The following is a 14,612-nucleotide window of genomic DNA, read 5'->3' on the forward strand; positions in this document are numbered from 1 at the left end:
AGACAGGCCCGAGGGCAAGTCACCAATTCTCGCTACAATCCTTACATCGACAGCAATGCCACGCCCGACCCCCCAAAAAACAGGCTAGGGGCTGCAACCACTAATTTTTGGGCCATCAGCAGTTAATTGATGACAGCTTGTAGACAGGTTAGACCAAACTTTAGCCCGCTGGGCTGCTCTAGCTGAAAAAATCGGCAACCCGCCCTGGGCTGCCGATTTTAACTGAGTAGGTTGTGCTTTGATCTTGCCTAACTGGTTCTAAAACTAGCTGCAGGATGTTCCAGCTAAATACTTATCCAGGGTTTCACCCAACCGACCCAGCGAGTTACATCTTTAAACAAGATAGTTCTGGGCAAAAACCCTGGCGACCGGCCTATAGCCGTACGTCGGCTTAGCCCCGCAGGCCTAGATCGTAAGCTACTTCGTGAACGCCAGGAATAGCCTTGACATCATTGATGATCGCCTGAGCTTCGTCGCGGTTGTCCACTTTACCAGACAGTCGCACCGAGCCATTGGAGACGCTGACCTTCAGCTCATTGGGAGTCTTGCTTTCAACCCGGTCAGTGATCTCCTGATCACCCAAGGGTGTGCCCTTGGTATCGGCATACTCAATGCCCTGGTATTGATTGCCCTGGGGGGTTGTTTGGAGCGTCTCGTTTAGATCTTGTTGACCATCGGTTATGGCATCGCCATTGACGGCACCAGCAACAGCCGGTTGAGTAAATCCAACTAGCATAACCGCCAGGCAAACTGCGGTGACCAAACTAGCTTGTCCGGCCTTGGGAAGGCGTACCAGCCGCAGGGCTACCCCTAGACCAACCATCACCATTCCAATTTCTAAAGCAATCAACATGGGCTTTACTCCAATAACAAAAGACTGGTGAAGTCGTAATGCGTGATCGCTTGCTAAGCTTTACACTAAAATCTCAACAACCCTTAAAATCTAGATAACTCTAGATTAAGAGCGATCGCACTGGGCCTCACCGCAGGTCGATCAGTAGTTTAAGCAACTCGGCTTGAGTAAACATCTCCCGGCAGCTATAGGCTCGATATGCCAAAAGACAGAGCTTATCTAGCAAAGTCTTTTTAATAGTGATTACCGTCGGCACAACCGCTGACTGGGTTAATACCAAATCTAGGATCCTCATCTCAAGAATCCCTTCAAGATGCCTTAACTTTTCTTTTTATTTCTGCCTAGAAAATACTTGATTTCTCTCCAACACTGTTTAAGCTCGGCTGAGAGCGCAACATCTGTTTATAGTTTTGGCTTAACTACTTCAGAACAAACCCAGGCCCTTACCTCAGTTTCAACGCTTACTGGCGCGCCAAGTTTTACGGTTATTCCTAGGAAGTCTTTTAGGAGATGACACTTAGGAAGGTTTGAACGGCCCCAGGGGCCACAGCTCCCACCTGCATCGCGCCCTGACCTCGAAAATCTACAGCGCTGGCTCAGCCCGCAGCCGCAGCCTACCGTACTCAACCCAAGGGATTGCAATAGGTTGATGCTGCTTGGCAACTGCGATCGCACAGGTCGAACCTCCGCCTCCTGCCAATTTTGACAAAACCCTCCTTTGGACGATGAGGAAGGCTGAGATAAGCGTCAACCTGATAACCATTGATGGTAAGTGTGAGCACCTTAAGGCGTTTCAGTAGCGATTCAGCGGGGCCTCCGCGCCTCATCCTCAGTGGATTTTAAATTGTTCTGCTTCACCGTCAATTGAGACACCCTATAGACAATAAACCGTAGAGGAAACTTCCCATGACTACAGGAACTAGGATTCAGCAGGTCATCAGCAATCTTGAGTATGACTGGCTAACCGTCATGCAAAGCAAAGCCGAGGCTCTACAAGCCTACGACAAGTACATGCAAGACGCCCGTGACGCTAACTCCCAGGAATGCGTTGAGCTATTTACCCAGCTTAAGCAGACCGAGATGGAGCAGATTCAGGAAATTCGCAAGCATTTGATGAAGACCATGTCCCAAAGCTAAGGACATTTATCTACTACCACAAATAGCACCGTGAATATGCGTAGCCTTGGGCCTGGGTACTCCTGCAGGAGTACCCAGGCCCAAAACCGTGTCATCCAAATCTCAAGCCATACCTCTTACTTTAAAGAGAAGATATTAGCTTCTAAATCTCACCTAAGGAGTATTGACTTTGTCTACCAGACCAAGAAGTGGCTTCGAGAAAATTTTTCTCTCACTAATCTATTTCTAAAGGTAGGTCGCCTCAAGCAGCAGATTATTTACCATCAAAACACATTTTGAGTAATTCTCCTATGCAGACATTTGACGTTGTTATTATTGGGGCTGGCCATAATGGGTTAGTTTGCGCAGGATATTTACTAAAAGCAGGCTACAGTGTTTTACTGCTAGAAAAACGCGAGATTCCGGGCGGGGCAGCCACCACAGAAGAAGCCTTACCCGAAGAAGCTCCCGGTTTTTATTTTAACCTCTGCGCTATTGACCACGAATTCATCCACCTGGGACCTGTGGTCGATGAACTAGAGCTAGAGCGTTACGGCTTAGAGTATCTCTATTGTGACCCCATCACCTATTGCCCACAGGCAGATGGCAAAGCATTTTTGGCCCACCGCTCAGTCGACAAAACCTGTGCTGAAATTGCCCGCTACAGCCAGCGAGATGCAGAGCAGTACAAAGAATTCATGGCCTTTTGGGACACCCTTATTCAGGCTATTACCCCCGTATTCAACGCACCGCCAAAATCTGTTATCGACATTCTAGGCAACTACGGTCTGCACAACATGCAGGATTTGCTGTCGCTGGTTGGGGGCGTTGACAAGGCGCTAGACCTAATCCGCACCATGTTGAATAGCCCCCAAGACACCCTCAACGAATGGTTTGAGACCGAGGTAGTTAAAGCACCCCTGGCACGGCTGGCATCGGAACTGGGAGGGCCGCCCTCTCAAAAGACTCTGGCTGTGGGGTCGATGATGATGGCGCTGCGCCACAACCCCGGCGTAGCCCGTCCCCGAGGCGGTACGGGTGCCCTCGTCGAAGCCCTGGTGCGCATGGTTAAAGACAATGGCGGCGTCATTTTGTGTGATCAGTCAGTCGAGCAGATTTTAGTCAATGCCGACGGGCGCGTAGAAGGGGTGCGCGTAGCCGGTGGCCAAGAATATCGAGCCACCAAAGGGGTAATTTCTAATATTGATGCCCAGCGAGTCTTTCAAGACCTAATATCAGCATCCGATGCTCAAACCCTGGCTCCAGATCTGAGTGAACGGCTAGACCGCCGGATCGTCAACAACAATGAAGGCATTCTCAAAATTGACTGTGCGCTCTCAGAAATGCCCCGCTTTGAGGCCTACAACCACCAGGATGATTACCTGATTGGCTCGGTGCTAATCGCTGACTCGGTAGATCAGGTGGAAACAGCCCACACTATGCCCAGCCAGGGTCTGATTCCCGATCACGATCCATCGCTTTATGTGGTCGTGCCCACGGTAATGGACCCATCAATGGCACCCGCAGGTCAGCACACCCTTTGGATTGAGTTTTTTGCCCCATACGAGGTGAAAGGGGCCGAAGGCACAGGGCTGCTGGGCACCGGCTGGACCGACGAACTTAAAAACAAAGTGGCCGATCGCGTGCTCGACAAACTGGCCGACTACACCCCTAACCTCAAGCAGTCGATCATTGCACGGCGGGTCGAAAGCCCGGCAGAGCTGACCCAGCGCATTGGCGTGCGCAAGGGCAACCACTACCACATCGACATGACCCTCGACCAGATGGTGTTCTTTCGCCCCCTGCCCGAGCTAGCCAACTACCAAACCCCAATTGAAGGGTTGTTTTTGACTGGAGCGGGTACCCATCCGGGCGGGTCGATCTCGGGTATACCGGGGCGCAACTGTGCTCGCGTGTTCTTGAGCGTGCAGGAACCCCTGAAGTACAACCTGAAGGAAGCCGGTAACTGGCTCAAGGATCGCTTTAAGTCGGTGGCTAACCTCGGCCGCTAAAGCAGTGCGGCATCAGCTAAGGTTTACGCTGGCTGATGCCGCCTATTGAACGAGAGCGTTGATCGATATTTACATTTTTGGCACATTTTTAGAGGACATTGCTATGGCCGGCCAAGATTACCAGAATCAGTCTAACCAGGTGCCGTATCCCAATTTGCCGCCGCTGATCGACAGTCGGGCTACGGAATATCGGGGTACCGGCATTACAAGTTCGGTGGCTATTTTTGGGCATCCCATTCATCCCATCATCGTTATTTTCCCGATCGCATTTTTGAGCAGTGCGGCAGGCGCTGACATCGGCTACTGGCTCACCCAAGACTTCTTCTGGGCCAGGGCCAGTATTTGGCTTTTGGGGCTAGGGGTGCTGTCGGCTGTCGCTGCTGCCGTCACCGGCATGGCCGACTTTATCAATATTCCTCGGGCGCGTAAGCGTACCGCCGGATGGGCACACATGGCCCTCAATGTAGGAGCGCTGGTGCTCAGCATTATCAATGTCATTTTGCGGTGGGGCGACCCAGCTCGGGCTATTTTGCCCGTGGGTCTGATCATATCGGTAGTGGTATCTGTGCTGCTGCTGGCCAGCGGTTGGTTCGGAGGCGAGCTGATGTTTCGCCATAAGGTCGGCATCGTTGGGCCAGGTGAAACCATGGAGCGGTAAGCACCTAAGTTCCGTAGACCCTGATCCCGCAAGCACTTGAGGTGTAGCTATGACTTGGCAAAATCACATTGACTTTGACCACTGCACCACCTCCAACGGGTCTTCGCGCAGCTCTATGACACCGGGCCTAACCAACACCTACGACGAGGAGCTGCGCGAAAAAGCGGGTCAGCACGTGCCACCGCCGCCGCCGGAGTGCATGGGCCTGGAGGGCGAGTACGACGACTTTGGGCTGGTGCGCCGCCTGGCTGAGGCCCTCGATCGCGAGTCCGATTTGGCCGCCATCGACACCCTCACCCTAGTGCAGCACGGCAGCACCATTCAGCTCACGGGCCAGGTGGGCGATCGCACCACCCTGGAGCGCATTGTCGATGTGGCCAGCCGGGTAGACGGTACCCGTGAGGTTGACAGCAACCACGTGGCGATCGCCAACACCAGCGACGAGCCAAACAGCGCTAGCTGATTTGGTGCCCCCGGCCCACATTCCTGCCTAAGACAGCCTTGCTGATCGCATTCAGCCGCAGTTGGTCGCTTAGTCCACTAGCTGCGGCTGTTGTATGAGCAGACTGGCAGAGGCAAGGGGCTGGATACAGGAACACCGCACAGCTGGAAAATTCTTGGTCACAGCACACGTTAAAACCAGCCTGACCACTCAATAGTGCGCCAAAAAAATAATTGGTATCGAGTCCGCATTTCAAAAACCTCGAATCAAAACGGGCATTCTGTAGAGGCAAACAGTTATTTGTCCTCAACCAATCGGAGGTAAGCCATCAGGGTTTAGAATGAAACGCTATTTCTCGCTCACTTATTTTTTATACCACCGTTGCCAAATACCTGATGTAGTAGTCACGGCTCACAGGGGCAAACCAAAGAAATTTTTGGCAAAGAAAATTCAAGTTTTTTATGTGTATGTTAAATCTGCGTTGGGCTAACTTTAAGGCTAGCTCCAAAGAAGTAGATCGGCACTTAAATAGCGTCGGCTATTCAGCTCCAATGATAGATATGACTTTGGCCTGCAGTTATTAAGCTGTGATTGGATATTTCACTGGAGTCCTTCTCTATGCCTGCCACCTTAAACGATCAGAAGCGAACTGCGATCGCTGAGAAACTGGCCGACATCAAGGCCATTCAAAGCTTGATCATCGACAATGAGGAGCAGTTTCTAACCCAGTGCAACGACAATCACCTGCGCAAGCGGCTGGAAGACATGCTGGAAGACGACCAAAAAAACTTGGACATCGTCGAAACCGCTATCACCCAGTACGGCATCCAGGCCGAGCCTAAACCTACGGTGCAAGAGTTTGTCAGCCAGGCCAAAGACACCCTCTCTCGCTCTGAGCTGAGCCTGTACGAGAAAATGGCCCAGCACGAACTGCTCAAGCATGGCCAAGTCGTATCGGGTCTGGTGGTACACAAAGCGGCTCAGGTGGTAGGCCAAGACGTAGAAGCCGCTCTGGCTCCCCTCAATACCGTGAACTTTGAAAACCGCGCTCACCAGGAGCAGCTCAAGGGCATGCTTGAGTACCTTGGCACTCTAGAGCTAACCGGCCAAGAACCCCAGCAGGGGCTGTGGGCTCGCGTGCAGGATGCGATCGCCGCCGCTACCGGAGTTGTGGGCAGCGCCACCACTCAAGCATCAGACAGCGACTCGGCTGATGTCCTAGATCTGATCTTTATGGATCACCAAAAGGCCAGCACCCTAATTAGAGAAATTCGCAACGCTGACGACGCTGAACAAATCAAAGTTCTGTTTGGTCAGCTGTACAAAGACCTGCTAGTGCACTCCAAAGCGGAAGAAGAAGTCGTTTACCCCGCTGTTCAGCCCTTCTACGGCAACGACGACACCCAGGAGCTTTACGCTGAGCAGGCCGAAATGGAAAACCTGCTCAACGAACTCAAGTCTATGCCTTCTACGGGCGATGCGTTTATGACCAAAATCAAGCAGCTCAAGGGCGTGGTAGTTGATCACACCCGTCAGGAAGAGAGCACCATGTTTGCATCTATGCGCAAAAACCTCTCCCAAAAAGACCGCGAGCAACTGGGCGCACGATTTAAGCAGAGCAAGCAGACGCTGCAAAGCCAGATGTAATCGCGCTTTGCTGGCGATTCTACTGGCGCTTGTGTAAGCGCCAGCGCGGGTGAAATCAAACCGGCTTTGAAATTTAGCTAATTTGGGTTTCACCCCATCAGTTTCAAACGTTTCAATTAGTTCTTTAAGGAGCAATTCATGCAAATCGTAAAACGAGTTTTTAATCCTACCGCCCTGCGGCAGTGGGCCATTGTTTTTCTGGCTGGTTTGGTGGTGCTTGTGACCACGGCCTGTGGCGCAGCCCAGTCGTCTACACCCGCTAGGGACAGTGTCGGTAGTGCCGGCCCTGGTCAAAACGAGGCCATGTACCCTCACAAAGATACCGTCCGTGACACCAGCGCCGCCGATGCCAAGGCCGATCGCATGATTCGTCAGGCCGAGCAACGCATTGAGAGCACTGAAGACAATGCTGTGAAAGAAGCCGCTAAGAATATTAGCAAAGCGACCAAGCGGGCCGCCGACAATGCGGTTGAGAATACGAAGGAAGCTGCTAGTAGCGCCGCTAACGCAGTCGATCGCAACACGCCCAACAGCTAAGTTTTTAGCCACTACATGAGAAGGGTAGCGCTCCAGGCAGAAGTAACAGCAGGTTGCTTTTGCCTGGAGTTTTATCTGGGCCACAGCAACAGCGATCGCATCCCCAGCTCATCCACCTATCCCTAGTCACCAGCCTTAGCAACAAGCCCTGTAACAAGAAAATATGATCGTCAATCTTCAAACCGATGGTTGGGAAATTATTTACCACCGCGCCCACGCTCTTTTAGCCGCCCAAATTGCAGGTCACTGGGACTTTAGCAAACAGACCTACCGCCTTTACGAAACCATTGCCGCGATCGCCCACCACGACCACCTCGAAAAAGAGTGGGAAGAGGATCAGCTCACCGAGGCCGGTGCCCCCCTAGACTTCACCCTAGAGAAAGAAACGCAGGTTGAGAAGCTGCGCAAGCACGCCGATGAAGCCCTGTACCAGGGCCGCTGGGTGGCCATGCTAATTTCGATGCACCTCTGCTTTCTAAACCAGGGCAAAGGCGACGAAGACCCTGAGATAGCCGACTTTTTGCAGGTTCAGCGGCAGCGGCAGGCCGAATGGCAAGCCGAGCTAGAGATTAGCCAGGAGGATGCTGAAAAGGCCTATACCTTCATGCGGTGGTGCGATCGCCTCTCGCTCATTCTCTCCCAGCGTCAAATTCCCGCCGCCGGACGCAAGCTAGAGATTACCAATGGCCCAAGTGGTGAATCCTACAGCATTTACCAGCTAGATTCTGGCGATTTGAGCGTCACACCCTGGCCATTTTCCTGCGAAAAATTTACGGTTAAAGTAGATGCCTGCTATTTGTCGCAGCTACAGTTCTCCTCCAACGACGAACTTACTCAGGCGCTAAAAGAGGCTCCTCGCAAGTCGCTGGCCTGGACCCTCAAAAAGTCGGACTAAGCGAAATTTCAGGCCAAAAGAAGGGTGTTGCTTAACGCGGAGACGTTTTGCCTTCTAGCTTCTCTGCTTTGAGAAAGCCGGAATTTCAAAGCCTCCAAAACTTGGAGTACAGGGTAGCAACGTAAGGTTATGGCATTGACAGCGCCATGCCGCAATTTAGCAACACCGAAAAAAGTTGGGAGGCTAAGGCTATGGCGGAGCCCCATGGCGTCATGATGCAATTTTTCCATTGGTACACGCCAGCCAATGGCCACTTGTGGAACGAGTTTGCTAACCAGGCAAACGAGCTTGCGGCGGCAGGCATTACCGCCGTCTGGCTGCCGCCAGCCTACAAAGGCAGTAGTGGCGGCCTAGATGCGGGCTATAGCGTCTATGATTTATACGATTTAGGTGAGTTTGACCAAAAAGGCAGTATTCGCACCAAGTATGGCACCAAAGATGATTATCTCCACGCCATTCAGGCCGCCAGGGCCGCCGGCATAAAAGTTTATGCTGACGTTATTTTGAATCACATGGTGGGGGGTGATGCCACCGAAGACGTAGAAGCCACACCGCTAAGTCGCGAAAATCAAAAAGATGTAATCGGCGAAAACCGGATTGTCAAAGCCTGGACGCACTTCACCTTTCCGGGGCGCAAGGGCAAGTACTCTGTGATGGAGTGGCACTGGTGGCATTTTGATGCCGTTGACTACGATGCCAATGACAAACATCACGACGCTATTTACGTATTCAACGGCAAATTTCTTCAAGATGACGGCGACCTGGAGGACAGAACTACCGCTTTTTTGATCGGTTGTGATCTAGACACCCAGTCTAAGGACGTACGAGATGCCCTGAAGCACTGGGGAGATTGGTACGTCAAAACCACCCAAATAGATGGGTTTCGCTTTGATGCCGTCAAGCACGTCAGATCTGACTTTTTCTCAGACTTTCTACGGCACTGTCGCGACCAAAGCGGCAAAAATCTGTTTGCCGTGGGCGAGTACTGGTCCTCTGACCCCAGCCTCCTGCAAAGGTTTATCGATAGAACCGGCGGCGATATTCACTTATTCGATGTGCCGCTACATTACAACCTCAGCCGGGCCAGCAGAAGCGGCGATCGCTATGACTTGACCACAATTTTCGATCACACGCTGGTTAAGCAACAGCCAGCGCTAGCCGTTACCATGGTCGACAACCACGATTCACAACCGCTACAGGCATCAGAATCGACCATTGAACCCTGGTTTAAGCCTCAGGCCTATGCTTTAATTCTGCTGCGTCAAGCAGGCTATCCCTGTATTTTTTATGCCGACTACTACGGTGCCCATTACACCGATGTCGGTCGCGATGGCAAAGAGCAAGATATTAAGCTCGACAGCTATCGGTGGCTAATCGATCGGTTTTTACAGGTGCGACGCACCTATGCCTTTGGTGAGCAGCACGATTACTTCAACCATCCCAATTCTATTGGCTGGACGCGCCTGGGGGACAGCGACCACCCCGGTGGTATGGCGGTCATTACATCCAATGGCGGCAACAGTTCCAAATACATGAAAGTAGGACTGCCCAACTGCACCTACTACGATATCACCGAGCATCTCAGTTGCCCGGTAACCACTAACGATGAAGGATGGGCCAGGTTCAACTGTGCCGCAGTTTCAGTCTCGGTGTGGGTACCCAGAGACTAAGAATCGCTCGGCTTCTGAGCAGTACAAATCTTTTTAGCTCTGCACAAACCGCGCAAAAACTGACTTCGGCGCTGTGGTCCTATGCATAGCATAGGTTAGCGTAAACAGCTCAGCCACAAATAGCCCAACCCGACATTCTGCCCACAGGCAGATAGGATATTTCTATTCAGTAGCTAGAGTTAAACTATGCCCATCAAGCGATTAATAGGTCTTATTCGTCGATCGGTTCACTAGTCGACTCACTCAAGATAGGCCGATTAGTAAATCAATGGGAAGAGATTTCTAAGGTATCTTTATGTTTGCCGCTGTCAATAATCGAGATCTGAGGCAAAATGTCTCAGGTCACAGCTTTTCAACGCCAGAGAGCATTGATTTTGGTGCTCTGGAGAAAGAGTTTATTGATCTGCTAAATCTTGAAAATCTTGACCAACAGGTCACCCAAGCTCCCCAGTGTGTTGAGGCGCTAGAAGCGGCGATCGCCGCCGCGCTGCCGATGGCCTATAGCAATGCCTCAGAACCCGGTGATGAAGCGGCCCATCGGTTCTTGCAACGCATTTTGTACCGAATTAACCGCCTCAACCTGTTTTGGTACGACGACCTGCAGCACTACAAAAACGAGCGATCGCTCTACCTACAGTGGCTGCGCGATCGCATTGAGTCTGCCTGGCAAGCCTGGGAACTAGGGCAGATGGATGTTGCCTCCCTACAGCAGCAGGATGTGCAGCAAACGCTCAGAGAATGGTACGAAGCCGACCTAAACCCGCCGGTTACCGAAAATAGACGGTTCTTGCGCGAGGACCTCGACCGCGAGGGCTATCGACGGCTGCTGGCGATTACTTCCTTGGATGGCCTAGTAGAAGCCAGCCGCATGTCGCGCATTTTGGGCGGGGCCAGTAACGAAGTCCAGGCCATGTTGATTCGAGTGCTAATGGAAGAGTACGGCAACGGCCGCCTCGCCCGTAAACACTCTACTTTCTTTGCCAAAATGATGGCCGAAATGGACCTCAACACTACCCCAGAAGGGTATTTTGATCTGGCTCCCTGGCAGCTATTGGCTAGCATTAACCACAACTTTTTGCTAACCGAATGCAAGCAGTATTTTCTGCGCTACAACGGTGGGCTAACCTATTTTGAAATCGTTGGCCCCTCAATCTACACCGATTACCTGATGGCCGCCAAGCGATTAAATTTGAGCGAAGAGTCATCAGGATATTGGGAGCTGCACATTCGAGAAGATGAGCGCCACGGGCTGTGGATGCTACAGGATGTGGCACTCCCACTAGCGGAGCAATACTCTGACAAGGCCTGGGAAATTTTGCTGGGATATGCCCAAGAAAAGTTCATTGGAGAACGGGCTGGGCAAGCCATCATTCAGCAAATTCAGCAAGCATCTACTCCTCTACCGCGTGTTCACGCCGCCTAAATTGCGAGCCTTCTTTAACCTACTTACTTAAACCCCTGCTATGAACAAAAGCTTGTTGACCTCAGACACTGCGGTTGAGGCTAAGTCTCCCAATCAAGTTTTCTTTTGTCCTGAAGAATCACAATTTTATGCCCAGTGTCTGGAGAAAATGGTGCTGTCCCAAAGCACCTCAGAAGGCCCCATCGTTGAATTTGGGTCTGGGGACGGTAGTCCGGTCATTCAAGCACTGCTGAGAAGCTCCTTTAAAGGGGCAATTCAGGGCTTCGAATTAAACCCAGCGGCTTACCAATTGGCAAAGCTGAGAATTGAGCAGTATGGGCTAACACCTTATTACACCGTTCATAACGACTGTTTTTTTGAGGGTTCTCCAGCAGAAGCGCGCTGCCTAATCGCCAACCCGCCCTACCTGCCCGCTCCTGACAATCAGCTATACATGCCGTCTTTGCACGGCGGCGACGACGGGGCTGCCATTACCAATCAGCTCATTGCCCAGGGCTGTGAGCAGGTCATGCTGATGATTTCAGCCTATTCAAACCCTGTCAATACGGTTAACCACGCGCTCAAACTTGGGTACGAAGTGGTTGATTTTATGGTCACGCCGCTCAAGTTTGGCTACTACAGTTGCGAACCTAAGGTAAGAGACTCGATCGCAAAACTCAAGTGTAGACGTCAAGCGTTCTTTTCAGAGAGAATATACTTTTTGGCCGGGGTTCTTTTTCGTCAAAAGAGCGCCTCGACAGTCTGTCTCTCAGAAGAGTTTCTAAAAGTGATGACAGCACTTTAGTCACCATTGCCAACATTCAAACGGTTGGGTTGGGCGCACACCGTTTGCCCCTACGCAAGCCACCCGTTGAGAATCGAGGTCACGCAACCCAGACCTGCTCTAAAGCAATAGCCATAGCCGTTCCCTTCGACTTCGCTCAGGGAACGGCTATGGCTATTTTTATTGTTGAGGGTGCCACGCTAGCGGCATGACGATTGATATTAGTCGCGCAGCACGTAGCCGACGCCGCGCATGGTCTGAATTAGGCGGCTTTCGCCCTCAGCTTCGAGCTTGAGGCGCAGGTAGCGCACATAGACCTCAATGATGTTGGAGTCGCCCATAAAGTCGTAGCCCCACACCTGTTCGAGAATACGATCGCGGGTGAGCACCTGGCGCGGGTTGGTCATTAAATAGTCGAGCAGGTCAAACTCTTTGGCGGTGAGTTCGATCGCTCGCTGTCCCCGGCGCACTTCGCGGCTGCGGCGATCGAGGGTGAGGTCGCCAAACACCAAAAGCTCGGCATCTTGCGGCTCAATGCGGCGCAGGTGGGCGCGCACGCGGGCCAGCAGTTCTTCAATGCTAAAGGGTTTGACCACGTAGTCGTCGGCCCCGGCGTCGAGCCCTTCCACGCGATCGCTGACGTCATCTTTAGCAGTGAGCAGAATGACTGGCGTGGCGGTGCCGGTTTGGCGCAGGCGGCGGCAGACCTCGACCCCGGTTAGCCCCGGCATCATCCAGTCGAGAATAATCAAGTCGGGGGCCTGGTCACGGGCGGCCATCAGCCCCGAGAGGCCGTCGTGGGCCACGCTGACCTCATAGCCTTCGTAGGACAGTTCTAGCTGCACAAACTTGGCCAGCTTTTCTTCGTCTTCTACCACTAAAATACGGGCGCTCATGGGTTATCTCCAGCTTGAATCGGTATGCGAAGGGTAAACGCGCTGCCGCAGTTGGGCTGCGACTGAACGCTAACCTGGCCCGCCATCGCCTCTACCAGCGATCGCACCAGGGTTAGCCCCAGCCCGGTGCCGCCGCTAGTGCGAGAGCGAGCCTCATCCACGCGGTAAAACGGCTCAAAAATATCGCCCTGGCAAACTGCCGGAATGCCCGCCCCCTGGTCTTGCACCTGAATCGTAGCCCAGCCTTTCTGAGTTGTGAGCGAAACCTGCACCGGCTGCTGCGAGTCGCCGTAGCGCAGGGCATTGTCGATCAGCTCGACCAGGGCCGAGCAGAGCTTTTGGCGATCGACCGTGGCGATTGCCGGGGCGCAGGGGTTGACCTTAACCCGAGGTTGAGAGCTGGGCTGGGCCGTGGTTGCGATCGCCACCGCTGTATGAATCACCTCCTGCAAGTCGGTAGGCTCTAGCTGAAGCGCTCCCTGACCGTTTTCCAGGCGAGCCAGGTCGAGAATCTCGCACAGCAGGCGAGTGGTGCGGCTGGCTTCGGCAGCGGCAATTTCCAGCCCCTCCCGCTGGGCGGCGGTCAGGTTTTGCCCGCGTCGCAGAGTGCTTTCCAGGTAGCCCTGCACCAGCGACAGCGGCGTGCGCAGCTCGTGGGAAATATCGTTGACCAGGCGCTTTTGCTGCCCCCAGGCCTTGGCCAGGCGGGCCAGCATCAGGTTGTAGCTGCGCACCAGCTCTTGCAGCTCAGTGGGGGCAGCCTCCAGGTTGAGGGGCCGATCGAGGGTGTCGGCGGTAACCTGACCCGCCAATCGGTTCAGCCGACGAATCGGGCTGAGGGCGCGGCGAATGTAGAGGGCAAAGGCGATCGACAGCAGGCTGATCAGCACCAGACTGGCCAGCAGCAGCATCCGCACCAGCTGCTGTAGCCCCTGGTATTCAGCGGTGATGTCGTCGGCAATGTATAGGGTGGCTGGCGGTAGCCCAGACAGGTTGAGAGGGCTAGCGCATACAACAAGCTGCCAGCCCTGCACAGGCACAATTTTGACCCCCATGGGCACAGACATGCTGAGCAGGGCATCGCTAACGCCCGAGGTTTGCCACGAGCCCATGGTGAGCACCTCTGACTGGGCTAGGCTATCGCCCCCAGGCGTCTCGACCCAAATGGCTAGGTCGCCCGTAGCCCTATACTCAACCACCCGGTTCAAGGCCTCCTGGGGCGTCATGGTTTGGCTGTAGTAGCGCACGTCTTCCTGCAGGCGATCGGCGATTAGGGCGGCACCCTGGCGATAGCTGTTGAGCATAATCTGCTGCATCCGCCAGCCCATCCAGGTAGCCAGAGAGCCAATACCGACCAGCGACGCCAGCACCACCCCAGCGGTCAGGCGAGTTTGCAGCGACCCCGGATCGATGTTGCGACCCTGCAGCAGGTGACGAACGGTAGTAATTGGTGGAAGCCCAAAATGCGCCATAAACACGTGATTACAGAAAAGGCCAACGGCGGCTTAACGACTTGATCTGACTCTAACAGCCCATTCTGAGAACAGGCTGATATGTCTCCCCAGCCATACTTATGCAGTTCTCAGGCCGATCTCAGGGGAGCGAGATTGAATGGAATTGTCAGCGCAGGGAAAGGGTGTGATCTGGAGCTGCTTAACCCGTTCGCCTTGCGTCCTGTCATTTCACCTAAAGGTCACCTG

13 protein-coding genes are annotated in these 14,612 nt (G+C 53.2%); 10 read left to right on the forward strand and 3 right to left on the reverse strand.

Annotated features, from left to right (window positions below; genetic code table 11):
• Nucleotides 1-391: 391 nt before the first annotated feature.
• Entirely contained in the window at nucleotides 392-853 is a 462-nt protein-coding gene (locus IQ265_RS23575) for a BON domain-containing protein (RefSeq protein ID WP_194058144.1), read from the reverse strand.
• A 906-nt stretch (nucleotides 854-1,759) separates the two neighbouring features.
• On the opposite strand from IQ265_RS23575, the gene IQ265_RS23580 reads away from it, so the two are divergent.
• The 10 genes from IQ265_RS23580 (at nucleotide 1,760) to IQ265_RS23625 (ending at nucleotide 12,037) form a co-directional block, all read left to right on the forward strand.
• Complete coding sequence (locus tag IQ265_RS23580) at nucleotides 1,760-1,990, forward strand: hypothetical protein (RefSeq protein ID WP_194058146.1); 231 nt, start codon at nucleotides 1,760-1,762, stop codon at nucleotides 1,988-1,990.
• A gap of 290 nt (nucleotides 1,991-2,280) precedes the next feature.
• A complete protein-coding gene (gene crtO, locus IQ265_RS23585; protein WP_194058148.1) occupies nucleotides 2,281-3,981 on the forward strand; it encodes a beta-carotene ketolase CrtO in 1,701 nt (566 codons plus the stop codon).
• Between the two features lie 103 nt (nucleotides 3,982-4,084).
• Nucleotides 4,085-4,639, forward strand: coding sequence for a DUF2231 domain-containing protein (locus tag IQ265_RS23590; RefSeq protein WP_194058150.1), 555 nt, complete (start codon nucleotides 4,085-4,087; stop codon nucleotides 4,637-4,639).
• 49 nt (nucleotides 4,640-4,688) lie between these two features.
• The gene (locus IQ265_RS23595; protein ID WP_194058152.1) at nucleotides 4,689-5,102 is read left to right on the forward strand and encodes a BON domain-containing protein; all 414 of its coding nucleotides are present in this window, start codon (nucleotides 4,689-4,691) and stop codon (nucleotides 5,100-5,102) included.
• A gap of 597 nt (nucleotides 5,103-5,699) precedes the next feature.
• Nucleotides 5,700-6,728 carry a hemerythrin domain-containing protein gene (locus IQ265_RS23600; RefSeq protein ID WP_194058154.1) on the forward strand — a complete coding sequence of 343 codons (1,029 nt, stop codon included), beginning with the start codon at nucleotides 5,700-5,702 and terminating at the stop codon, nucleotides 6,726-6,728.
• A gap of 138 nt (nucleotides 6,729-6,866) precedes the next feature.
• A complete protein-coding gene (locus tag IQ265_RS23605) occupies nucleotides 6,867-7,265 on the forward strand; it encodes a hypothetical protein (protein WP_194058156.1) in 399 nt (132 codons plus the stop codon).
• 163 nt (nucleotides 7,266-7,428) lie between these two features.
• Complete coding sequence (locus IQ265_RS23610) at nucleotides 7,429-8,160, forward strand: DUF3891 family protein (RefSeq protein WP_194058158.1); 732 nt, start codon at nucleotides 7,429-7,431, stop codon at nucleotides 8,158-8,160.
• A 191-nt stretch (nucleotides 8,161-8,351) separates the two neighbouring features.
• Nucleotides 8,352-9,830: an alpha-amylase gene (locus tag IQ265_RS23615; protein ID WP_194058160.1), complete on the forward strand. Its 1,479-nt coding sequence runs from the start codon at nucleotides 8,352-8,354 to the stop codon at nucleotides 9,828-9,830.
• Between the two features lie 295 nt (nucleotides 9,831-10,125).
• Nucleotides 10,126-11,253 (forward strand): iron-containing redox enzyme family protein, encoded by a 1,128-nt coding sequence (locus tag IQ265_RS23620; protein WP_194058162.1) that lies wholly within the window; start codon nucleotides 10,126-10,128, stop codon nucleotides 11,251-11,253.
• A 40-nt stretch (nucleotides 11,254-11,293) separates the two neighbouring features.
• The gene (locus IQ265_RS23625) at nucleotides 11,294-12,037 is read left to right on the forward strand and encodes an SAM-dependent methyltransferase (protein WP_194058163.1); all 744 of its coding nucleotides are present in this window, start codon (nucleotides 11,294-11,296) and stop codon (nucleotides 12,035-12,037) included.
• Nucleotides 12,038-12,237: 200 nt separating this feature from the next.
• Here IQ265_RS23625 and IQ265_RS23630 read toward each other — a convergent pair whose 3' ends face one another.
• Nucleotides 12,238-12,912, reverse strand: a complete 675-nt coding sequence (locus IQ265_RS23630; RefSeq protein ID WP_194058165.1) for a response regulator transcription factor — start codon at nucleotides 12,910-12,912, stop codon at nucleotides 12,238-12,240.
• Nucleotides 12,909-14,384 (reverse strand): ATP-binding protein, encoded by a 1,476-nt coding sequence (locus IQ265_RS23635; RefSeq protein WP_194058167.1) that lies wholly within the window; start codon nucleotides 14,382-14,384, stop codon nucleotides 12,909-12,911. Before IQ265_RS23635 ends, IQ265_RS23630 begins: the two co-directional genes overlap by 4 nt.
• Between the last annotated feature and the right edge of the window lie 228 nt (nucleotides 14,385-14,612).

This window comes from Nodosilinea sp. LEGE 06152, from assembly GCF_015207525.1.
GTDB lineage: Bacteria > Cyanobacteriota > Cyanobacteriia > Phormidesmidales > Phormidesmidaceae > Nodosilinea.

Excerpts from the sequence above, each read along its gene's own strand:
- IQ265_RS23600 (WP_194058154.1), top strand. The coding sequence starts at position 5,700 with ATGCCTGCCACCTTAAACGATCAGAAGCGAACTGCGATCGCTGAGAAA.
- IQ265_RS23590 (WP_194058150.1), top strand. The coding sequence starts at position 4,085 with ATGGCCGGCCAAGATTACCAGAATCAGTCTAACCAGGTGCCGTATCCC.
- IQ265_RS23610 (WP_194058158.1), top strand. The coding sequence starts at position 7,429 with ATGATCGTCAATCTTCAAACCGATGGTTGGGAAATTATTTACCACCGC.
- IQ265_RS23620 (WP_194058162.1), top strand. The coding sequence starts at position 10,126 with ATGTTTGCCGCTGTCAATAATCGAGATCTGAGGCAAAATGTCTCAGGT.
- IQ265_RS23615 (WP_194058160.1), top strand. The coding sequence starts at position 8,352 with ATGGCGGAGCCCCATGGCGTCATGATGCAATTTTTCCATTGGTACACG.
- IQ265_RS23630 (WP_194058165.1), bottom strand. The coding sequence starts at position 12,912 with ATGAGCGCCCGTATTTTAGTGGTAGAAGACGAAGAAAAGCTGGCCAAG.
- IQ265_RS23605 (WP_194058156.1), top strand. The coding sequence starts at position 6,867 with ATGCAAATCGTAAAACGAGTTTTTAATCCTACCGCCCTGCGGCAGTGG.
- IQ265_RS23595 (WP_194058152.1), top strand. The coding sequence starts at position 4,689 with ATGACTTGGCAAAATCACATTGACTTTGACCACTGCACCACCTCCAAC.
- IQ265_RS23575 (WP_194058144.1), bottom strand. The coding sequence starts at position 853 with ATGTTGATTGCTTTAGAAATTGGAATGGTGATGGTTGGTCTAGGGGTA.
- IQ265_RS23580 (WP_194058146.1), top strand. The coding sequence starts at position 1,760 with ATGACTACAGGAACTAGGATTCAGCAGGTCATCAGCAATCTTGAGTAT.
- IQ265_RS23635 (WP_194058167.1), bottom strand. The coding sequence starts at position 14,384 with ATGGCGCATTTTGGGCTTCCACCAATTACTACCGTTCGTCACCTGCTG.
- IQ265_RS23625 (WP_194058163.1), top strand. The coding sequence starts at position 11,294 with ATGAACAAAAGCTTGTTGACCTCAGACACTGCGGTTGAGGCTAAGTCT.
- crtO (WP_194058148.1), top strand. The coding sequence starts at position 2,281 with ATGCAGACATTTGACGTTGTTATTATTGGGGCTGGCCATAATGGGTTA.